Below are 20,541 nucleotides of genomic sequence, written 5' to 3' on the forward strand. Positions count from 1 at the left end.
GTGAACTATAGGTGGTACGCGTACTCGGTGAACTCCCAGTCGGTCACGAACCGCTGGAACCGGGCCACCTCCTCCCACTTGAAGTCCACATAGGACCGCACGAAGTCCTTGCCCAGCACCTCGACCATCGCCGTGTCCTCCTCCAGATAGGCGAGTGCGTCGGGCAGCGTGGCGGGCAGGGTCGGGGCCTTCGACGGGTCGTAGCCGTACCCGGCGGACGGCCGCGGCGGCTCGATCCGGTCGCGAATGCCCAGGTAGGTGGCCGCGATGAGGCCGGCGATGCCGAGGTAGGGGTTGGCGCTCGCGTCACCGAGCCGCAGTTCGAGGCGGGTCGTCTCGCCGCGTTCGGCCGGCACCCGGAGCATCGCGCTGCGGTTGTCGAGGCCCCAGTCGATCAACCACGGCGCGAGCGAGTCCGGACCGAACCGCTTGTAGGAGTTGACCGTCGGGTTGAGCAGCGCGGCAAGTGCCGGGGCGTGCTTGAGGATGCCGCCGATGGCCCAGCGCGCCTCGTCGGACAGGCCGTGCGAGGTGCCCGCCGCCTGGAAGGCGTTGCGGCCGTCCTTCTCGTGGCAGGAGAGGTGCAGGTGGAACCCGCTGCCGCCGCCGTCGTTGAACGGCTTGGCCATGAACGTGGCCAGGCGGCCCTCCCGGCGCGCGAGCTCCTTGACCGACGACTTGAACCGGAACGCGCGATCGGCGGCGTCCATGGCGGGCGAATGGACGAGGTTGATTTCGAACTGCCCGCCCGCGTACTCGTGGTTGCCGCCGGTCGTCTGCAGGCCCGCCGAGCTGAGTGTGCGAAGAGTTCTCAACAGATGACCGTCTGAATCGCCCCGGCGGCCGGTCGCGTACACGTTGCCCGGCTCATCGCAGTAAGGCCGCCACCCGTTCGGGCGATCTTCGTCCGGTTCGCAGAGAAAATATTCCAACTCGGGACCGACCACCGGGGACAGGCCGGTCGTGGAGAATATTTCCAGGGCCCGGCGCAGCACCTGCCTCGGCGATTCGTCGACGGGTCTTTCGTCGGCGGGGCTGACGGCGTCGCCGATGCACCACGCCACACCCGGCTCCCACGGGATCGGGAGCAGCGTGTCGAGGTCCGGGACCACGATCACGTCGGGTAAACCGGCGTCGAGCACACCCCCGTTCTCGGTGGTCTTGCCGCCCGGTGTGGTGCTGTAGACAGCGCGGCAGAACGACAGCCCGCGCTGTGTAACCGCTGGTAGATGCTGTACGAGGACGTCACGACCCCGGTCCGTGCCCAGCAGGTCGGGGAAGACGACGCGCACGACGTCGATACCGTCCTCGCCGAGCCTCGACGCGAGTTCCCGTGTCACCTGTTCACCGACCACGTCGAACTACCTTTCCGGCACAGTGTGTCGCTGGCGCGGAGGGGATAACGTTGAGGGGCAAACGCTATCGACCCGTCCGTGGAGCAAAGACCACGATCGGTCTCAGTGGGTGCTCCGCACTCATCGTCCACCACGGGGCAACAGTCCGTAACTGGACGGGTGACTACCGTCACGAGATCATGCACGATGTGGGATCGTGATCAAAGTGGTTGCGGACCACTCGCGTCACACCACAGACATAGTTCGGAACCGCAAGTATTGTGCCGGGAACACCTGAGCTCGAGCACGGGAGACTTTGAGTTGTCTGGTCACCACACGATTGCCGAGACCGAGAAAGCCGTACAGGCCAAACTCGGTGCGGTGCCGCTGCATCGCGAGCAGATGGCGGCGGTGTCGAACATCCACCGCGCCGCCACCGCGATCCGCCAGCACCTCGAGAACTCGGTGCTGCGCACCAGCGATCTGACCTGGACCGGCTTCGTCGTGCTCTGGGTCGTGTGGATCTGGGGCGAGATGGAGACGCGTTACGTGGCCGAGGAGGCCGGGATCTCCAAGGGCACCCTGACGGGCGTCGCGAAGACGCTGCAGTCACGGGGCCTGCTGGAACGTCTCGGGCACCCGACCGACGGGCGGCTGGCGGTGCTGCGGCTCACCCCTGAGGGTGAAGAGCTGATGGCGGACCTCTTCCCCAAGTTCAACGAGGAAGAAGTCTTCGTCTCCGACCCGCTGGAGTCCTCCGAGGCCCAGTCGCTGGCCGAGATGCTGCGCCGCATGGTGACGCACCTCGAGGCCAACGGCGAGCAGCGGCGGCTCGATCTGCGCGGCGACACGCCCTTGCCACCGCGCCGGTCCGGGCGGCGGGCCAAGCACGGCTGATGTGGACGCCTGAAGGGCGACTCACCTGGCCGGGGAATCACCGCCCCGACTTGGTGAGTCGCCCACTTCGGCGTTCTCGGGTTCCAGTTTCAACTTTTCACAGCACGTTTTTCACAGCAGGCTGAGCACCCGCGCGTGCAGGGTGTCGAGGTAGTCCTCGGACTCCGGCTTCATCAGCACGCTGCGCAGCACCCGCGCTCCGTCCACATCGGCCGCCACCTCGGGGTGCCGGGCCGCGAACGCCGGCGCGGACGCCCGTGCCACGCTCAGGAACACCGGGTCGACCGGCGCGTTCATGCCCGCCTCCATGACCCGGTGGGAGGCAGCGTCCACAGCCGACAGGGTGAGCGGGTCGGTCCGCGGGAAGTAGGTCACGATGTCCAGCTCGGGCTCCTGGTAGAGCTCGAGCTCCGCCGACTCCCCGATGATCGACGCCCACCGGACGGCCGCCCGCCGACCGGCCGCCAGCACCTCGCCCAGGCCGTCGCGGGTCAGCGGCAGCAGTCGCAGCGTGAGCCACAGTCCGGCGGCCGCGGCGCCGGCGCGGGAGCACTCCAGGCTGATCTCGCCCAGGTGCAGCTCGTCGGACGTGAAGTACGTGTAGGGGGAGTCGTGCAGGTAGAAGCGGCCCACGGACGGGTCGCGGAACAGCACGGCGCCACAGCCGTACGGCTGTAGGCCGTGCTTGTGCGGGTCCACCACCACGGAGTCGCACGAGCCGATGGCCTCCCACGGTTCCGGAGCCAGGTCCGTGCCCGCGAGCAACGTGAAGAAGCCGCCGTACGCGGCGTCTACATGCACCCGTGCGTCGTACCGCCGTGCGATGTCCAGCACGAGATGCACCGGTTCGATGGCACCCAACGCGGTGGTTCCCGGGGTCACCACGACCGTGCCGACCTTGCCGGTCTTCAGAAGCTCTTCGAGGGCGTCCAGATCCACGCGCCCACGACCGTCCACGGGCACCGGGTGCCCCTCGATGCCGAGCACGCCGCACATGCGTGCGTGCGTGTAGTGCGCCTCGGAGGAGTAGGCGACACCGCGAGAGGGATGCAGCGAACGGGCGACGAACAACGCCTCCAGGTTGGCGATCGTGCCGCTGGAGGTCAGGTGGCCGAGGTGCTCGTCGCCGTAGCCGAACATGTGCGCCAGCCCGGAGACGACCTCGCGTTCCATCGCCGCGGTCGCGGGGCCGCCGTCCAGGGCGTGGTTGTTCGGGTTGATCAGCATCGCGGACAGGTAGCCCACGACGGCCGCCGGGTGTGGCGGCTTGAGCATCTGACCCGCGTAGCGCGGGTGGAAGAACGGGTAGTTGTCGCGCAGGCGGTCCTGCAGCTCGGCCAGCGCCGAGCCGAAGACCGCCGGGTCGACCTGCAGGGACGAGTGGGGCGGGTAGGAGCCGTAGTCGGCGGTCCACTTCTCGTGGTTGGCCAGCGCCTCGTTGAGCCAGTGCTGAAGATCCACCGCACACACCCCACTCGTCCGTGCAAACCCGAATGTTCGAATTTGTACGTTACGGCAGACCCCAGCGCGGCGACGAGCCGTTGGCGTTCACATCGCGTGGTGAGACGTCAGGCCGTGTGCCCCGACGCGAGACAACGGCCGTCTGGCCTCGGCGAAGCGGGATTTCGACGGCCGAGCCGTGCGTCTTGTAGTTCAACCGGCGGCCCCAGCTGTCCCGCACGTCGATCTCGCCGGTGATGCCGTGGTCGAGGACCAGCGGCGAACCGGCCTCCGAATGCACCTGGACCCAGTCGGTGCGTCCGTTGGAACGTGAAGCGTCCACGAGGAACGCGCCTTGCGTGCGCAACGACGAGATGGACGCATCAGCCCAAGTGGACGAAACAGAGGGGAAGACTCGCACGACGTCGTTGTGCGACTGGACCATCATCTCCAGCACGGCCTGGCCGGACATCAGCGGCGACTCGATGGCGAGGTTGCCGCCCTCGCGGTAGAAGGTGTTCTCGGTCAGCACCGCGTTCGAGCCGACCGGCTTGCGGTCCAGGAAGTGGCGCAGGAACGCCAGCGCTTCCTCGGGACGACCCATCGCCGACGCCATCGCGGACGCCGCGCCGTAGCTGTAGCCGGCCCACAACTGCTGCCGCGACACCCAGTGGTCAAACGTGCGGTTGATCAGGTCGCGGTGCTCCGGCAGGTCGTAGGTGAGTTCGCGCAACGGGTAGAACCACAACATGTGCGAAAAGTGGCGGTGCGAGTCGTTCAGCGACACGTCCTTGCCGATCAGCACGCCGTTCGGGCCCTGGTGGTACGGCACGAGCCGGTTGAAGATGTCGCGCCAACGCGCGTTCTCCTCAATGGACAGCAACGTGCGCACGCCCCAGCGGATCAGTGACAGGTCGTACGTCGTGTCCGTGGCGTTCGCGTACTCCGGCGAACGCGTCTCGGGCAGGTGCAGCTTGCCGTCGGCGCCCTCGACGAGGAACCGCGCGTAGTAGTTCACCGCCTTGGTGAGGATCGGGAACAGCACGTCGGAAAGGATCTTCTTGTCCATCGTGTGCCGGTAGCCCAGCCACACGTTGTGGCACGCCCACAGAAGATTGCCCGTATGGTCGTTCGGCGCCACGCCGGGCACGCCGCAGTAGCGCGGACCGGAGCGCAGCGTGCGGTCGCCGGGGTGGCAGATCGCGTAGGAGTTGCCGTCGCGGTAGGCCGGGTTCACGTTCAGTTCGAGGTGGTGCTCGAACCGCTTCAACGTCGTGGTCACCGCGTCGAGCTCGTGGTGGTTCGAGCCGTTGATCAGCGGATACGAGATCTGGACGTTGAGGTTCCACCACACGGCCGTCCAGCTGTTGCCCTGCTCGGGGAACCACGGCCCCCACTCCGAGATGACGGGCGCGTCGGCACGAGTGGCAGCGGCCATCTTGTAGAGCTGCAACCAGTAGAAACGCTGCACGAGCTTGTCCGGCACAGAGACCAGCGACTTCGTGAAATAGGCGTTCCACCAGCGACGGTGCTGCAGCGCCAGCACCTCGAACGGGATCGACAACGCCTGACGCACCTCACGGATCGCGTCGGACGTGTGCGTGTCCGCGGGGTGTGTGTACGCCACGTGTGCCGCGAAACGGCCGTTGCGGGTCTGCCAGGCCGTTGTGTAGCCACCGCCCGCGTGCAGCGGCTGTGCGGCGTAGGAAACCCCGTTGGCCGTGCCCAGGGTCGCGTCGGGGTTGGCCGTGTACTCCGGTGGTTTGCGGATCGTGCGGGTGGTCGCGGACTGCAGCGGTTGAAAACCCCAGGTCACTTCGCCCTTCACGGTCGCGAGGAACGTGCTGCGCGTGTTGTGCACGAGCATCGTGAAGCCGGCGCTGCCCTGAGTGGTGGTCACCGTGCCGGTGAGCTCGGCGTTCCACAGGTCCAGCGTCCAGTCGACGGCGGTGATCGCGCCCGCGAACTGGAGCGTGAGGTACCCGATCGGCAGCCTGGACAGGCCGACCGCGGCCTCCCAGTGTTCGCGCTGGTCCTGCACCTCGGAGTGGCTGAGCATGAGCTTCAGCTCGTTCGGGGTGCGGCCCGCGTAGACCTGGACGCCGAGGAAGCCGTTGGCGAGGAACGGGCTGTCGCCCCAGTTCTGCGGCAGCCGCTTCCACTCCATGCGGGCGTCGCGGACAACGTCCCGGTGCACGTTGCGACCCGATGTTTGCACTTGATCAGGAGCGGCGATGGCCGTACCGCCTCCGCCGAGCGCGGAAGCGCCTACGGCCGCGCCTGTGCCGTACAGAAAGGTTCTACGCGACAGCTCTGTCACTGTTCGTCCCTCCGTGCCGTGGCGGCGGCGGAACGGATCTTACGCAGAATTCATCGGATGACTAGGGCAGCTCGAACCCGGCGTCGGTCAGCGCGGCACGCGCCTGTTCGCTGAAGACGAAGTTGTAGAACTTCAGCGACTCGGGCGAACCGGACACGACGGCGACCGGGAAGTCGAGGTCCGCCGGGGCGGGCTCGTCCTGCACGGCGATGCGGAGTGGGACGGAGGTGAGCTTCGGGTTGGTCCTGACGTCCGTCGCGTAGACGATCGCGGCGCCCACCTCACCGGCCGCCAGCTTGGCGAGGGTGTCCCGGACGTCCTGCCCGACCGCTTTCGGAGTCGGCACGACGCTGTCGCGGAAGGCGTTGAACGCCGCTGCTTTGAGCTTCTGCCTGGCCGCGTCGCCGCACGGTTCCTCCTCGGCGCACATCGCGTACGGGACGGCGGCGAGGTCCGTCATCGTCGTGACGCCCTTCCCGCCCCTGCCCTGCCACTGCGCCACGACCAGCTGGTTGCGGGCGAACACCTTCGACGGGAGCTTCATGGCTCCCTGGCCCGCTGACGCGAACACGTCGACGTGCGCGCCGAGCTGCTTTTGCAGCGCGGAGCTGGCGCCGAAGAGGAACTTCACCCGGATGCCCTGTGAGGCCTCGAAGTCGGTGCCGATCTTCGTGAACGTCTCGGTGAGCGCCGAGTCCGCGTACACGGTGATCGTCGGCTTCTCGGGCTGCGGTGCGGGCGAGCAGGCCGCCACCAGTGCGGCCAAAAGCATCAATGTGCTGCGTTTCATGAACTTCAACCCCCAGGTCGCCGAACAAAGTAGCAGCTGTGACACAAATCGTTGTTGCACACGTCTGGCCGTAGCGGGGTGGTGGCAATTAGCGTGCCGGGTATGTCACCTGTTGCCATGCACATGAGCGACGGTCTGCTGAACGCGCCGGTCTCGGTTGCCTTCCTCGTCATCGCGGCGGCGGGCGTCGGCTTCGCGCTGATCAAGGCCCGGGCGGACCTCGACGACCGCACCGCTCCGATGGCGGGCCTGGTGGCCACGTTCATCTTCGCCGTCCAGATGATCAACTTCCCGATCCTGCCCGGCGCCTCGGGCCACCTGCTCGGCGGCGCGCTCGCGGCGATCCTGGTCGGCCCGTACGTCGGCGCGCTGTGCGTGACGATCGTGCTGGTGGTGCAGGCGCTGCTGTTCGCGGACGGCGGGCTCACGGCACTCGGCGCCAACGTCACGAACATGGCGCTGATCGGCACCGCGACCGGGTTCTTCGTCGCGCTCGCCCTGCGCAAGCTCGCCGAACGGGGCAAGGGCGGGCTGGCCGCGGTCGCGTTCGTCTCCGCGTTCGTCAACACCGTGGTCGCCGCGACCGGCTTCATCGTCGAGTACGCGATCGGCGGCGTCGGTGGCGTGGAGATCGGCAAGGTCGCGCTGCTGATGTGGGGCCTGCACGCGTTGATCGGGATCGGTGAGGGCCTGATCACCGCGGTCACCGTCACGTCGGTCGCCTCGATCCGGCCCGACCTCGTCTACCTGCTGCGCGGGAACAAGAAGCCGTTGGAGGTCCGGTCGTGAAGAAGTTCTTCATCGGGTTCGCTGTCGTCTCGCTGCTGATCGCGGGCGTCCTGTCGTACTTCGCGTCCGGCTCCCCGGACGGCCTGGACAAGACGGTCGAGGACACCGGAATCGCCGAGCACGCGCAGGAACACCCGTTCTCGGGCAGTACGTTCGCCGACTACGCGCTCGGCGGTGACGACAAGTTCACCGGTCTCGCCGGCGTGCTCGGCGTGGTCGTCGTGCTGGCCGTGTCGGTCGGCTTGTTCTGGTTGCTGCGCAAGAAGTCTGACGTCAAGTGAGCGGTAGCCACGACGTCCTGCACCACGCCGGCGACTCGCCGGTGCACCGTCTCGCACCCCACGTGAAGATCCTCGTGGCGTTCGGGGCGGTGCTGGGTGTCGTGGCGACCCCGCGCACGTGGTTCCCGCTGTTCGGCCTGTACCTGCTGCTGATCGTCGCGGTGTGGGCCGTCGCGCGCGTTCCCGCGCTGTGGTTCGTGAAGCGCGCGGTGATCGAGGTGCCGTTCGTGGTGCTGGCGTTCCTGCTGCCGATCTTCGGCACGGACCCGCGCACCGACTTCCTGGGCTTCTCGGTGTCCGTCGAGGGAACGCTTGCGGGCTGGAACATCCTGGCCAAGGGCACCCTGGGTGTCCTGGTCAGCCTCACCCTGGCGGCCACCACGGCGCCGGGGGAGCTGTTGCGGGGCTTGCAGGCGTTGCGCGTTCCGGCGCCGCTGATCATGATCGCCACGTTGATGCTCCGCTACGGCGAAGTCGTTGTGGGAGAAGCGAAACGCATGAGGGTCGCGCGCATCTCCCGTGGCGACGACCCCCGTTTCCTGTGGCAGGCGGGCGCCACCGCACGCGCGGTCGGCACACTGTTCATCCGGTCCTACGAACGCGGAGAGAGGGTGCACCTCGCGATGGTGTCGCGCGGCTGGACGGGAAGCCCGGGAGGTTCGGCAGTGATCGTTCCGGAGACCCCGGCCGCACCCGCGCTGGAGGTCTCGAAGCTCGCCTTCGCCTACCCGGACGGCCACCAGGCGCTGTTCGGCGTCGACCTGCGCGTCGAGCACGGCGAACGGGTCGCGGTGCTCGGCCCGAACGGCGCCGGCAAGACCACGTTCGCCTTGCACCTCAACGGAGTTCACTCCGGCGGTTCCGGCACGGTCTCGATCGCCGGCCTCGAAGTCACCAAGCGCAACCTGCGCGAGATCCGCCGCCGGGTCGGGCTCGTCTTCCAGGATCCCGACGACCAGCTGTTCTGCCCGACCGTGCGCGAGGACATCGCGTTCGGCCCGCAGAACTTCGGTCTGTCCGATGTGGACGAACGAGTCCGGAAGGCATTGCAGGCCGTCGGAATGGAGTCGGTGGCCGACCGCTCACCGCTGCACCTCTCCGGCGGCCAGCGCCGCCGCGTCGCGCTGGCGTCGGTGCTGGCCTGCGATCCGGAGATCCTGGTGCTGGACGAACCCTCCGCGAACCTGGAGCCCGTCGCGCGCCGCGAGTTGGCGGAGCTGCTCTTGTCGTTGGGCCGCACCATGTTGATGGTCACGCACGACCTGCCGTTCGCGCTGCAGATCTGCCCCCGCAGCGTGCTGATCGACGACGGCGTGGTCGTCGCGGACGGACCGACCCGCGAGATCCTCGCCGACACCGCGCTGCTGGCGCGGCACCGCTTGGAACTGCCCTACGGCTTCCGGCTGGACTGAAGCCCGGTCAGCACGATCTCCAGCAGTACCGCGGGGTTCCCGCCCTCGTGCAGGCTCTGCAGCATCCCCTTCATCAACACCACGAGGTCGGTCGCGGTGACGTCCGTTCTGACCGTGCCGGCCTTCTGGGCGTTGTGCAGCAGTTCGCCCAACGCCGCGTGCAGGCCCTTGCGCAGTTCGGGTGACACGGTGATCGCGTCGGACATGTCCCGCTTCACCGCCGCCTCGTCCGCCATCCGCCCGAGGAACACGAACAACGCCTGCTTCGGGTCCTCCGCGGGTTCGGCGGCCGACGCGATCATCGCCGCGACCCGCGTCTCCGTGACGGCCTGGAACAGCGCCTGCTTCGTCGGGAAGTGGCGGTAGACCGTGCCGGGCCCGACGCCCGCTTTCGCGGCGATCTCGTCCAACGGCACGTCGTAGCCCTGCGCGGCGAACAACTCCCGTGCCGCTTCCAGCACCTTCTCGCGGTTCCGCGCCGCATCGGCCCTCATCGTTGCCAACCGGGGCGTGCGTTCCGTATCGTCATAACCGGGGTCACCGTTCCGATTCTAGAGATTGGGGGCACGTCCGATGACACGCACGCCCGAAGAGATCGTCGAGCACGTTCGCAGGATGGTGGCGGGGGAGGAGACGCACGCCCAGTTCGCCGACCTCTTCGCCGAGGACGGGGTGATGGCGTACAAGTTCCCGACGCAGTGGCAGCCGGAGGAGATCAAGGGCCGCGGGGAGATCCGCGCGTACTTCGGCAAGGTGCGCGGCGCGAACGTGCGGGAGCGGATCGAGATCCAGAGCGCGGAGGCGAACTGCTGGCGCACCAACGACCCTTCCGTGGCGGTCGCCGAGATCACGCACCGCGGCTGGTCGAAGGTGAAGCAGGACTATTACACGTTCGCGACCGTCGCGATCATCCGCCTGCGCGACGGCGAGATCGTTCGCTACGACGACTACATGAACCCGCTGCTGCTCGCCGAACTGCTGGGGCTGCCCGGCCAGGGAGCATCCGTCAGCTGACCGAAAACGCCGTTCCTGGCCGTGCGGTCTTGGTTACCTGTCTTGGTGACAGACGGTCGAGCGCGGCGAGTGGTGATCGTCGCATACGACGACGCCCAGATTCTGGACGTGGCCTGCCCCAGCGGGGCACTGGAAAGCGCGAACCTGTACGGCGCGGCACCGCCCTACGCCATCGAGCTGGCCTCGATCTCCGGGCGCGGATCGCGCAGCTCGTCGGGAATCGTGCTCGCCGGCGGGCGGAGGCTGGCCGCGGTGACCGGGCAGATCGACACGCTGCTCGTCGTGGGCGGGCCCGGAAGCCGGACGGCCATGTTCGACGAGCGGATTCTCACGCAGGTGCGGCGGCTGGCGTCCCGCAGCCGCCGGATCGCGTCGGTGTGCACCGGCACGTTCGTGCTGGCCGGGGCCGGGCTGCTGGACGGCAGGCGGGTCACCACCCACTGGGGCTACGGGAACATTCTCACCAAGGTCTTCCCGTCGATCGCCGTGGATCTCGCTCCGCTCTACATCCAGGACGGCAACGTCTACACCTCGGCCGGGGCGACCAGCGCGCTGGACCTCACCCTGGCGTTGATCGAGGACGACCACGGCCCCACGCTCGCGCGCAACGTGGCCCGCGAGCTGGTGACCTACCTGCACCGCCCGGCCAACCAGGCGCAGATCAGCATGTTCCTGTCCGCACCGCCGCCCGGCGACCGGCTGGTGCGCGACCTGCTCGGTCACATCGCCGCGCACCTCGTCGAGGACCTGGGCACCTCCGCGCTGGCGGCCAGGGCCGGAGTCAGCACACGTCACCTCACCAGGTTGTTCGCCACCCACCTGGGCACCACTCCCGCCCGCGCCGTGCGAGCCGTCCGGACCGAGGCCGCGGCACACCTGGCGCGCAGCAGCGAACTGTCGCTCGCGGCGATCGCCCGCCGATGCGGGCTGCGGTCGGCCGAAACCCTGCGGCAGGCGTTCCTGGATCACTACGGGGTCACGGGGGACAGGATTCGCAGGATGCCGGACATGCCGCAACCGCTGGACCCGCGACAGGACCACTCTTCGAGGACATGACAGCCAACGAGGGGTCTTCAATGCGAACGTCTTCACGGTCCTTACTCGCTTTTCTCGCGGCGGTGTCCTTGATCGGCGCCCCCTACGCATCGGCATCAGCCGCTGCACCGCCTCCTGCCGGTGATCCGGTTGTTCAGGTGGTCTGCAACGCGTGCAACGGGCTCCGTTACCAAAACCCCGGTGAAGCGGCCGTGTACCTGGTGATCGACGGTGTGCGGCACCACGTCCCGGACGAGGCGACCTACTTCAACCTGTGGGCGAGCTGGGACGGACGGCGGCCGGACGGCGCCGCCATCGACATCGGGGCGCCGTTGCTTTCCGGGTCCTACCTGGCTCGGGAGAGGGAAACGGGCATGGTCTACCTGGTCGGCCGCACCAAGCGCTGGATTCCGAACGAAGCCGTCTTCAACCAGTACGCGTTCGACTGGGCCAGGGTCCGCGACGTGAGCCGTTCGAGCCTGCCGGAACGGGGCCCCAACATTCCCGGCCGGTGAACCCGCTGCTGCTCGCCGAACTCTTCGGCGTCAGCACTGTCGGACCTGCTCAGTAATATTGAAATTGGGGGAACCCAGGCCGCGCCGTGTGTGTGGTGGCACGCTCTCGGCATGACGTTGGGCAACGTGCCGTACTGGCTACACGGCTGGTGTGCACACCACCTGGGCAGTGAGCCGGCCGTCGTCCTCTACGAGCGTGTGTCCATCTCGTCGGTTCACGGGCTGCGACTGACAGACGGACGAGAAGTCTTCGTCAAAGCCCGCGAGGACGATGGCCGCGCCGAGGCGTGCCTCACCGCGCAGGCCGTGCTGGCGGAGCGGGGGTTCCCGTGCCCCCGCCCGCTCACGCCGGTGACTCGTGTCGGCGGGTTGGCCGTGCACGCCGAGGAGTCCCGGCCAGGCGGTTCTGTCCTGAGTGGCGACACCCCGGACATCGCCCGGCGGTACGCGGCGGTGTTCGCCCGGCTGATGGCCGAACTGGCCACCGTGACCGTCGCGCCACCGCTGCCGAACCCGCGCTGGTCCCGGTGGGACCACACCGATCCGGGGCTGTGGCCGGCGATCGACTTCCTCGACGAACGGGACCAGAGCGTCGTGCCGGAGTTCGTCGTGGACGTTGCCGAGCGCGTCCGCAAACGTCTGCGCGCCACCGATCTGCCGTGCGTGCTGGGCCACGCCGACTTCGAGGCGCAGAACCTCCGCTGGCGGGACGGCGAGGTGTGGGCCGTGCACGACTGGGACAGCCTGGCGTGGCAGCCCGAGGCAGCACTGGTGGGCGCGGCCTCGGGGGCGTTCGCCAACGTGCCGCCGCCGTCGCTGGTCCCGGTCGAGAGCTCGGCCGCGTTCATCGAGGCGTACCAGGAACTGGTCCGGAGGTTCTCGGCGGAGGAACTGGAGATCGCGTGGGCGGGAAGCATGTGGACCGCGGTGCACAACGCGCGTTGGGAAGCTCTGCACGGTGACGCGCCGTTGTCCCTCAACGCCGTCCGGGAGCAGGCGGCCGAGCGGCTCCGCAGGGCGAACTGCTGATCGCCGCTATGATCACGCCGCCGGTGAGATCGTGCCTTGAGGAGCAAGCGTGGAACAGCCCAAGGCGCTGCCGGACGTGAGCGGCGACGCCGCGCGAAAGGCCTTGGTGCTGCAGTACGTCACGATCGGCTACAACCTGGTCGAAGGCGTCATCGCGATCGCGGCCGGTCTCGCCGCGGCATCGGTGGCGCTGGTCGGCTTCGGGGTCGACTCGGGGATCGAGCTCATCGCCGCGGTGCTGATCGCGGTCCGGCTGCGGGCCGCGATCCGGACCGGTGCCGTCGACGAACGCAAGGAGTACCGCGCTCTGCGGTTCGTGGCACTCACGTTCTTCGCCCTGGGCGCGTTCATCCTGTTCGAGAGCGTCCGCGAGATCGTCGTTCAGGCCAAGCCGGAGAAGTCGTTGCTCGGCATCTTCCTGACCGGGATCTCCATCGTGACCATGTCTTTTCTCGCCGCCGCGAAACGCCGGAACGGCCGGGCGATGAACTCGCGGCTCATCGTCGCCGACGCGGCGGAAACGCGGCTCTGCGTCTGGCTGAGCGTGACCACGTTCGTCGGCCTGGTGGCGTACGCCGTGTTCGGCTGGACCTGGCTGGACGCGGTGGCGGGACTGTTCATCGCGCTCTTCGCCATCAACGAGGGGCGTCGCGCCTGGGGCGGCGAGCTGACGTGTGACGTGTGAGCTCAGCTCATTCGTTCGAGTAGTTGTGCGCGAGGTAGGCCTGGAGCCGCGCGTGGCGGAACTGGTACACCGCGCCGACCTGGCGCAGGACTCCCCGTCGGTGCGCGTCGGTCAGGAAACCGGTCAGGCGCCAGGGGAGCCGGCCCGTCAACGGAAGCCAGAACCGGGTGACGATCACCCATCGGCCCCATGCCCTGGCTGAAACGCCGGTCAGGATTCCGATGACGAGGGCGACCAGGGCCGTCGTTGTCAATCCGGTCACCACTCCACGAACGGGAGCGAACAGAATCATGGTCAACGAGCCCAGCGGGATGACGTAGACCAATGCGCTCAGCAGGGAGTTCTTTCGGTCTAGTCGCAGCAGGAACATCGGGCTGATCGCGGTGTTCAGGTCGACGTTGCGCTCGAATTCCGTGATCGATCGGACTCCGCTCACCGCGATCCGGGCGATCAGACCTATGAGGGTTCCGGTGACAATTCCTATTGCCGTCATGTCGAGCAGGTAGTCGATCGGGCCGAAGCGGCGCGTGTCGTAGGTGCCGTTCGCCACCGTCGTGACGGCGAACAGCGTTCCGCAGAGTCCTCCTGCCAGCCCGCCGCCGATGACCAGTCCGAGCGTTCGAGCGATCGTCCTCAGCGAGAACTCGGCTCCGGCTCCGCCGGGACTCACTTCTTCGATCCTGAGCATCGACAGCACGACACCGATCGCGGCGGCCGCGGGCAAGCTCAGGAGGAATTTGGGCGTGACTTTGTCGGGCTGGAGAAGGAAATGCACTCCCAGCCACAGTGATGTCGAGATCGCGATCCACACGGCTGCCCGTCCGGCGCGCCAGCGGAACGAAATACCGGACATGACAGCCGTGTAGAGGCCGACGAACACTCCCATCATTACTGGACCCAGCAGCTTTTCGAGAAGACTGTCTTCGTTCAGGCCGGCCACGTGGACGAAAAACACGCACGCAACGGCGACCGCGCCTCCCCCGATGCCGAAACGAATCTTTCGGACCAACACCTCTGGCGGCCTCCGGAGGCTCAGCACGATGTAGGAGGGGACCGGCCTCGACCGTCCGGCCAGCAAGTACAGCACGGCGGCAATGGCACCGGTGGCCGTTGCGCCGATCATGATGGCGTCCTGGTCGAGCCCTCTGCTCAGCGCGATCGATCCCAGCACAGCGGCCGTGGTGACGCTGAAGGCCGCGCCCGCCAGAAGGCGGCGTCCGGACCAGGTGGCCAGGAGAACGGCGCCGCCTACCATGCCGCCGACGATCAGGTGTGAGTTGTCCGGAACGGAGAAGAGGAAGAGCGCGAGCGCGATCGGAAGTCCGGAGGCCAGTGCTGCGAACGCGCCCATCAGCAGACTGCGCGTCGGTCTGGGCACCGCCTCCGCGAGCCGCCACCAGGCCAGGTCGAACGTGCCGAGGTCGTCCAGGTGCCGGGCCAGGAAACCGAACCACTGCTCGTACCGCCGGATCCTGGCGGGATCCTTTCCCGCGGACGAGTAGTAGGTGGCGGGCACAAAGGACGCAAGGAGGTGTTCCTCGATCGCACGAGCGGTGGAGAACCGTTGCGCGTCCAGCAGTTCGGCGGGGTCGCGCCGCGGGTCGTCGCTGTAGACCGTGCGCGCCAGGGTTGCCATCAGCGGCGTCGCCAACGCGTTCAGGAAGTTCTGCGAACCAGGGCTTTCCCGGTTGTGGTCGACCTCGTCCAGCAAGGCGGTCCACATCGGGATCTCGTTGCGGCCGACCGTCGTCGTGCGGCGCGTGGTCAGCGGCAGGTAACCGGACAGATCCTCGATGCCGATCCGGTCGAGTTGCACCACGGCCGCCCGGGAAAGCAGGCGGCCCGTGTCCGAGACCGCGGCGCTGAACTCGTCGACGCGGCTGGTCAGCAGGAACGGCATGGTGGTGGCGCTCAGTTCGGTCAGCGCGGCCTGGTGGAAGCCGTCGACGATCTCGTCGAACCCGTCCAGCACCGGCAGGATCCGGTTTCCGTCGAGCAGGTCGACGGCGAGCCTCCTGCCCATCGGGTAGTCGACGGTGAGCTGGTCGGCCAGCCAGTCGCGCAACGCGACGGCGGGGTTCCAACCACCGAGGTTGAACAGGACCGGAACCCGGTCGGTCACCGCGCCGCGGGAGTTGAGAACGGACAGGACAAAGTGAATGGCGAGCACGGTCTTGCCCGAACCGGGGCCGCCCAGCACCAGGAGACGTTCGGACGGGACCATGCGGTACACGTCCCGCACCGCCGCGAAGGACCCGCTCAGGTCGCCGAGTTCGCGCCGGGTGCTGTCGGCTCGACGCTCGATGTTGTCCCGGTGGTCGGCCAGGTCGGAATCGACCACGTGCCAATGCACCTGGAGCGGTTGCGGGTCGTAGGCACGCCGTAGTTCGAGCTCCCGGACCCACTGCGCCGAGACCGCGTGGGCCAGCTGCTCGGCGGCATCGTCCTGAGGGCTGCGCCGCTCCGGTCCTCGTCCGCCCACATGAACTCCGCCATGCACGACGTTCGCCTGTACGAGGTTTTCGATCTTCTGCGCCGACGCGTCGTTGCGCAGTGAGTGTTGGTCAGGTTCGTCGTTCAACCGTCACCTGGCCTCAGCCGACCGCGCGGCGCCGACGTTCGGCCAGCACCGCCGCCAGGTACGGATGCGGGTGCGTGAACTCGACGCGAGGCGACCGGATCGCGGCACCCACGTCGTCCGCAAGCCGCGCGCCCAGCTCGAAACGCGCCTTCTCGCCCAGCTCCTGATACCGGCTGAGGTACTGCCGCGCCGCCAGCACCAGCTCCTCGGGCAGCTGCGACAGGTCCAGCCCGCGCGCCCACTCGGCCAGCTGCGGCGGCATCTCGGCGAGCTCCACCTCCTGCTTCGGCACGCGCGTGTGGATCACCACCGTGCCCGCCAGGTAGTCGCCGACCCGCTTGCCCTTCGGCGAGAACAGCGACACGAACATCGCCACCGCACCACCCAGGCCCAGCGCCCAGAAGTCCACGAAGAACCCGCCGAGCGCGCGCACCAGGGCGTGCCGGAACCGGATCGAGCCGCCGTCGTCGCGCACCACCCGCAGGCCCATGACCAGCTTGCCCAGCGAACGGCCCCGCGACAGCGATTCCACGAGCGTCGGGTAGCCGATCAGCACGAGAACCGTCAGCGACAGCGCGAGCGCCGACTGCAGCGCGTCGTCGAACCCGATCGGCGTCATCAGGAAGACGAGCAGCAGCAGAAGGAACTGCACTGCCACGTCGAACACGAACGCGACCGCCCTGCTCGCGAGCTGTGCGACGCGCAGGTCCAGAACTACGGCTTCACCGGTGACGAGGTCCCCCACGCGGATAGTGTGACTCATCGTGGATCTGGACGTGTTCATCGAGCGCCACCGCGCGTCGTGGCAGCGGCTCGAACAGCTCGTGAAGCGGTCCGGCCGGCTCAGCGGGGCCGAGGCCGACGAGCTGATCGAGCTGTACCAGCGCGTCACGACGCACCTGTCGATCGTGCGCAGCCAGACGCCGGACCCGGCGACGGTGGAACGGCTGTCGGCGCTGATCGCACAGGCGCGGTCGGTGCTGACGGGCACGCACACGCCGGCTTGGCGCGTGGTCACGCGGTTCTTCACGCACCGCCTGCCCGCCGCGATCTACCTCGGCTGGCGCTGGTGGGTACCGGCCGGCGTGGTGTTCTACCTGATCGCGGGCATCATGGCGGCCTGGATCGCGTCGAACCCGGACGTGCAGGCGACCATCGCCGCACCGGACGAGCTGCGCGAGATGACCAGGGTCGGCGGCGGCTACGAGTCCTACTACTCAAGCGATCCGGCCGGTTCGTTCGCGGCGAAGGTGTGGACGAACAACGCCTGGGTCGCCGCCACCTGCCTGTTGCTCGGCGTGCTGTTCGCGATCCCGCCGATCTACCTGCTCTTCACCAACGCCGTGAACCTCGCCGTCGGCCTCGGCCTGATGTTCGGCGCCGGTCGCGGTCCGGAGTTCCTCGGGCTGCTCGCCCCGCACGGGTTGTTGGAGCTGACCGCGGTCTTCGTCGCCGCGGGCATCGGCATGCGGCTGGGCTGGCAGGTGATCGACCCCGGCAAACGCACCCGAGCCGCCGCCCTCGCCGCGGAAGGCCGGTCGGTGGTGGCGGTGGCGCTCGGGTTGGTGGTCGTGCTGCTGGTTTCCGGTGTGCTGGAAGGGTTCGTGACGCCTTCCGGGTGGCCTACCTGGGCACGGGTGGGCATCGGCGTGGTCGCTGAGGTGCTGTTCCTGCTGTACGTGTTCGTGGTTGGGCGGCGGGCGGCGCAGCAGGGTGAGACGGGCGACATCGATGCGAGCGAACGTGAGGACGTCGCGCCGGTCGCCGTCTGAGCAGGCTGCCCGGAAGCCGTGTTGGTTACCCGCCCAGGGACCTGCGTCGGGCTCTGATGGCGTCTGCAAGTACCGCCAACCCGAGATCAACAGACACTTTTCCGCTACCAACAGGTTTGTTCTGAGCTGAGGGCGCCGCAGCGTTCGGCAGATGGCGAACGGGTTGGGTGTAGTTAACGGCGATTCGATCAAGGATTGGTGGTACTTGCAGACGCCATCGGGCACCAACGAGGCCAGGGGTTTCGCGCAGGACTTCTGGACAGATGCTCAGGCCTTCAGGCTGCGCAGGAACGCCGACCAGGCAGACGAGGACACGGGCAGGTGGGCGGAGGGCGCCTTGCTGTCCCGGATGCCGATGCGACGACCGACCTCGACGCAGTCGTTCGAGTTCGCGCTGTAGCTGCTCTTGCGCCAGACCGACATGCCGGAACATCTCCTCAGATCAGGATGCTGTTGATCAGCTCCTTGGATTCTTCCGCACCGAGCGCCTGCCGGTCGAGCAGCTTCAGCACCTCGGTGTAGGTGGCAAGCGATGCCTTGTCTTCGAGGAAGAGACTGGAGTTCTCACCTTCGAGGTAGACGACGGGTTCGAACTTCTCATAGCTGAGATGCATGAACGAGCCACCGAGTCCTGCGTGTGCACCGATCGCGACCGGCACGATCCTCAACGTGATATAGGACCGCTGAGCCATGGCAAGCAGGTGCAGCAGTTGGTCTTTCATTACGTCTGTGCTTCCAACCGGCAGCAACAGCGCCTGCTCATGGATGTAGAAGGTGAATTCGCGGCTCCAGTGGAAGAGCTCGCGTCGTTTGATCTTCGCCGCGATGACTTCCCCGTAGTTGACAGACTTCGAGCGCACCGATCCGTCGACGACGGCTTGCATGTAGTCAGCGGTCTGGAGCCGGCCTGGGACGAGGTTCATCGACCACACCGTGATGACGTTGGCGAGGCGTTCTTGTTCGACCAGGCTGCGCACCAGGTCCGGGACACCGTCCTCGGGGATCTTCAGGTATCCGGTCTGGCGCGTTTCGCGGTACAGGGCGATGAGGTGGCGGACCTCGGCGGGCGGGACACGGCAGAAGGCGAGCAGTTGCAGCACCTCGGCCTCAGTGACTCCGCCCTTGCCGCGGACCAGGTCGGACAGCTTGGACTCGTCCCAGTCCAGCATCTCGGCGATCTTGCGGTGGGTCATCTGGGTCTGCTCGATGGCGCGGCGAATACCGATGCCGAACTCCCGGCCCACCACGCTGGAGTTTCGTCGTGGCATGGCAAGAAACTAGGAGCAGCAAGGCTTTCCGCTCCATCGTTTCCGCCCGAATAGCCCCGAAGGAAGTACTTTTTGGAGCCGGTACAAGTTCAGAGTTTGCCTGCGGCCTTCAACGACAGATAGCGGTCCGCGAGAGCGCGTGGCAGATCATCCGGCAGTGCGTCGACAACGTCAACACCGTGCCGTGCAAGCAAAGCGGTCAGGTGGCGTCGTTCGGCCAGTACACGTTCCGCAGCAGCAGCGGCGTAAACCGACTCCAGGTCACCGCGCCCGGCCGCCATCGCGTGCACGGCGGGGTCGGAGACCGAAGCGATCAGCAACCGGTGCCGCGTGGCCAAAGCGGGCAGCAACGGCACCAACGAGTGCTCGATCGACGGTTCCAGCGACGTCAGCAGCACGACCAGCGAACGGCGACCGGCCCGGCGCAGCACCTCCGCGACAACACCGCGAGCGTCGAACTCGACCAACTCCGCTTCGAGCGGTGCCATCGCCTGCACCAGAACCGGCAGCGTGGCACGGGGCACCGAGGCGCGCACCTTGTGGCTGAACGCCAGGAAGTCGACCTGGTCGCGGGCGTGCGATGCCAAGGCGGACAACAACAACGCGGCGTCCATCGACGTGTCCAGGCGCGGCAGGCCACCCAAAGCGCCGGAGACACGGCCCGCCGCCGTGCGCGCGGTGTCGAGCACGATCGTCACCTGGCGGTCGCGTTCGGGCCGCCACGTGCGCACCACGACGTCCGACGAACGGGCCGACGCGCGCCAGTCGATGGACCGCACGTCGTCGCCGATCACGTAGGTCCGCAACGAATCGAACTCCGTGCCGGCGCCCCGGATCAGCGAGGCGCGGCGGCCGTCCAGCTCGCGCAGGCGTTCGAGCAACGGCGGCAGGTGGCGACGGCTGTGGAACGGCGGCAACGCGCGCACGGTCCACGGCACGACGTGCGAACCCTGCCGTGCTGCAACGCCAAGAGGCCCAACGGACCGCACGGTCACACGGTCGGCAACGCGGTCACCACGCCGTACTGGCCTCAACTCAAAGGACAGCACACGCGAGCCATTAGCGGGCACATCAACGGCAACGCGGTCGGCGACCACACCGGCAGAAGGCGCCCATGCGTCGCGAAGCACGCCACGCAACCGACGACCAGGGTTGTGCACGGTGAGCTGCACGGTACAAAGCTCGCCTGTTCGCACTGAGGTCGAACCAGCGCGCGTGAACGTCAACCGCCGGACGCCGGCCGCCAACAACAGGTCGACCACAACGCACGACACAAGCACAAGAAACACGACGAGAATCCCCTGCCACGAAGGCAAGAGCAGCCCGACGACGAGAACCCCGATGAGCGCGAGCAGTCCCGCGCGGTCCGTGAGTGCCAC

Annotated in this window: 20 protein-coding genes and 1 pseudogene; 11 read left to right on the forward strand and 10 right to left on the reverse strand. The window is 67.7% G+C overall.

From position 1 onward, the window contains the following. Positions 1-5: 5 nt before the first annotated feature. A complete protein-coding gene (locus G7043_RS17280) occupies positions 6-1,340 on the reverse strand; it encodes a glutamine synthetase family protein (RefSeq protein WP_313887931.1) in 1,335 nt (444 codons plus the stop codon). 375 nt (positions 1,341-1,715) lie between these two features. On the opposite strand from G7043_RS17280, the gene G7043_RS17285 reads away from it, so the two are divergent. Further along, positions 1,716-2,231, forward strand: coding sequence for a MarR family winged helix-turn-helix transcriptional regulator (locus G7043_RS17285; RefSeq protein WP_236219911.1), 516 nt, complete (start codon positions 1,716-1,718; stop codon positions 2,229-2,231). A gap of 111 nt (positions 2,232-2,342) precedes the next feature. On the opposite strand, the gene G7043_RS17290 is transcribed toward G7043_RS17285, so the two are convergent. From G7043_RS17290 to modA, 3 genes are all read right to left on the reverse strand, one after another. Next, positions 2,343-3,692, reverse strand: a complete 1,350-nt coding sequence (locus tag G7043_RS17290) for a pyridoxal phosphate-dependent decarboxylase family protein (protein ID WP_166046683.1) — start codon at positions 3,690-3,692, stop codon at positions 2,343-2,345. Between the two features lie 49 nt (positions 3,693-3,741). After that, entirely contained in the window at positions 3,742-5,868 is a 2,127-nt protein-coding gene (locus G7043_RS17295; protein WP_390827251.1) for a glycosyl hydrolase family 95 catalytic domain-containing protein, read from the reverse strand. A 184-nt stretch (positions 5,869-6,052) separates the two neighbouring features. Continuing rightward, on the reverse strand, positions 6,053-6,781 hold the full coding sequence (gene modA, locus G7043_RS17300; RefSeq protein WP_166046685.1) for a molybdate ABC transporter substrate-binding protein: 729 nt from the start codon (positions 6,779-6,781) through the stop codon (positions 6,053-6,055). Positions 6,782-6,883: 102 nt separating this feature from the next. Between modA and G7043_RS17305 the strand changes: the two genes are divergently transcribed. The 4 genes and pseudogenes from G7043_RS17305 (at position 6,884) to G7043_RS47625 (ending at position 9,263) form a co-directional block, all read left to right on the forward strand. Beyond that, the gene (locus G7043_RS17305) at positions 6,884-7,570 is read left to right on the forward strand and encodes an energy-coupling factor ABC transporter permease (protein WP_166046686.1); all 687 of its coding nucleotides are present in this window, start codon (positions 6,884-6,886) and stop codon (positions 7,568-7,570) included. Continuing rightward, a complete protein-coding gene (locus tag G7043_RS17310) occupies positions 7,567-7,851 on the forward strand; it encodes a PDGLE domain-containing protein (protein ID WP_166046687.1) in 285 nt (94 codons plus the stop codon). Before G7043_RS17305 ends, G7043_RS17310 begins: the two co-directional genes overlap by 4 nt. Before the next feature lie 41 nt (positions 7,852-7,892). Further along, a pseudogene (gene cbiQ, locus G7043_RS47620) lies at positions 7,893-8,486 on the forward strand (cobalt ECF transporter T component CbiQ); the annotation flags it as partial. Next, positions 8,475-9,263 carry an energy-coupling factor ABC transporter ATP-binding protein gene (locus tag G7043_RS47625; protein WP_207311351.1) on the forward strand — a complete coding sequence of 263 codons (789 nt, stop codon included), beginning with the start codon at positions 8,475-8,477 and terminating at the stop codon, positions 9,261-9,263. The pseudogene cbiQ and the gene G7043_RS47625, both read left to right, overlap by 12 nt. Here the strand turns inward: G7043_RS47625 and G7043_RS17320 are convergent. Then, entirely contained in the window at positions 9,242-9,757 is a 516-nt protein-coding gene (locus G7043_RS17320) for a TetR/AcrR family transcriptional regulator (protein ID WP_166046689.1), read from the reverse strand. The two genes, G7043_RS47625 and G7043_RS17320, sit on opposite strands and share 22 nt — an antisense overlap. 79 nt (positions 9,758-9,836) lie before the next feature. On the opposite strand from G7043_RS17320, the gene G7043_RS17325 reads away from it, so the two are divergent. The 5 genes from G7043_RS17325 (at position 9,837) to G7043_RS17345 (ending at position 13,541) form a co-directional block, all read left to right on the forward strand. Further along, positions 9,837-10,277 (forward strand): nuclear transport factor 2 family protein, encoded by a 441-nt coding sequence (locus G7043_RS17325; RefSeq protein ID WP_166046690.1) that lies wholly within the window; start codon positions 9,837-9,839, stop codon positions 10,275-10,277. Positions 10,278-10,346: 69 nt separating this feature from the next. Next, on the forward strand, positions 10,347-11,333 hold the full coding sequence (locus tag G7043_RS17330; protein ID WP_166047058.1) for a GlxA family transcriptional regulator: 987 nt from the start codon (positions 10,347-10,349) through the stop codon (positions 11,331-11,333). A gap of 191 nt (positions 11,334-11,524) precedes the next feature. Then, entirely contained in the window at positions 11,525-11,827 is a 303-nt protein-coding gene (locus G7043_RS17335; protein WP_166046691.1) for a hypothetical protein, read from the forward strand. A 111-nt stretch (positions 11,828-11,938) separates the two neighbouring features. Beyond that, a complete protein-coding gene (locus G7043_RS17340) occupies positions 11,939-12,856 on the forward strand; it encodes a phosphotransferase enzyme family protein (protein WP_166046692.1) in 918 nt (305 codons plus the stop codon). A gap of 49 nt (positions 12,857-12,905) precedes the next feature. Beyond that, a complete protein-coding gene (locus G7043_RS17345; RefSeq protein ID WP_166046693.1) occupies positions 12,906-13,541 on the forward strand; it encodes a cation transporter in 636 nt (211 codons plus the stop codon). Positions 13,542-13,548: 7 nt separating this feature from the next. On the opposite strand, the gene G7043_RS17350 is transcribed toward G7043_RS17345, so the two are convergent. Then, positions 13,549-16,023, reverse strand: coding sequence for an NACHT domain-containing protein (locus G7043_RS17350; protein WP_166046694.1), 2,475 nt, complete (start codon positions 16,021-16,023; stop codon positions 13,549-13,551). A gap of 112 nt (positions 16,024-16,135) precedes the next feature. Next, positions 16,136-16,867, reverse strand: a complete 732-nt coding sequence (locus tag G7043_RS17355; protein WP_313887932.1) for an RDD family protein — start codon at positions 16,865-16,867, stop codon at positions 16,136-16,138. Between the two features lie 19 nt (positions 16,868-16,886). Between G7043_RS17355 and G7043_RS17360 the strand changes: the two genes are divergently transcribed. Then, positions 16,887-17,894 carry a stage II sporulation protein M gene (locus G7043_RS17360; RefSeq protein ID WP_166046696.1) on the forward strand — a complete coding sequence of 336 codons (1,008 nt, stop codon included), beginning with the start codon at positions 16,887-16,889 and terminating at the stop codon, positions 17,892-17,894. A 267-nt stretch (positions 17,895-18,161) separates the two neighbouring features. On the opposite strand, the gene G7043_RS17365 is transcribed toward G7043_RS17360, so the two are convergent. The 3 genes from G7043_RS17365 to G7043_RS17375 all read right to left on the reverse strand — a co-directional run bounded on the left by G7043_RS17365 (position 18,162) and on the right by G7043_RS17375 (position 20,541). Further along, positions 18,162-18,317, reverse strand: a complete 156-nt coding sequence (locus G7043_RS17365; protein ID WP_166046697.1) for a DUF397 domain-containing protein — start codon at positions 18,315-18,317, stop codon at positions 18,162-18,164. A gap of 14 nt (positions 18,318-18,331) precedes the next feature. After that, complete coding sequence (locus G7043_RS17370; protein ID WP_166046698.1) at positions 18,332-19,138, reverse strand: helix-turn-helix domain-containing protein; 807 nt, start codon at positions 19,136-19,138, stop codon at positions 18,332-18,334. 113 nt (positions 19,139-19,251) lie between these two features. Further along, positions 19,252-20,541 carry a DUF58 domain-containing protein gene (locus tag G7043_RS17375; protein ID WP_166046699.1) on the reverse strand — a complete coding sequence of 430 codons (1,290 nt, stop codon included), beginning with the start codon at positions 20,539-20,541 and terminating at the stop codon, positions 19,252-19,254.

Origin of the sequence: Lentzea alba (assembly GCF_011067745.1) — a bacterium.
In the GTDB taxonomy this organism is placed as follows: Bacteria; Actinomycetota; Actinomycetes; order Mycobacteriales; family Pseudonocardiaceae; genus Lentzea; species Lentzea alba.

What these genes read in the sequence shown, in the direction of transcription:
- modA (WP_166046685.1), bottom strand. Translation starts at nt 6,781, where the DNA reads ATGAAACGCAGCACATTGATGCTTTTGGCCGCACTGGTGGCGGCCTGC.
- G7043_RS17305 (WP_166046686.1), top strand. Translation starts at nt 6,884, where the DNA reads ATGTCACCTGTTGCCATGCACATGAGCGACGGTCTGCTGAACGCGCCG.
- G7043_RS47625 (WP_207311351.1), top strand. Translation starts at nt 8,475, where the DNA reads ATGGTGTCGCGCGGCTGGACGGGAAGCCCGGGAGGTTCGGCAGTGATC.
- G7043_RS17320 (WP_166046689.1), bottom strand. Translation starts at nt 9,757, where the DNA reads ATGAGGGCCGATGCGGCGCGGAACCGCGAGAAGGTGCTGGAAGCGGCA.
- G7043_RS17325 (WP_166046690.1), top strand. Translation starts at nt 9,837, where the DNA reads ATGACACGCACGCCCGAAGAGATCGTCGAGCACGTTCGCAGGATGGTG.
- G7043_RS17340 (WP_166046692.1), top strand. Translation starts at nt 11,939, where the DNA reads ATGACGTTGGGCAACGTGCCGTACTGGCTACACGGCTGGTGTGCACAC.
- G7043_RS17365 (WP_166046697.1), bottom strand. Translation starts at nt 18,317, where the DNA reads ATGTCGGTCTGGCGCAAGAGCAGCTACAGCGCGAACTCGAACGACTGC.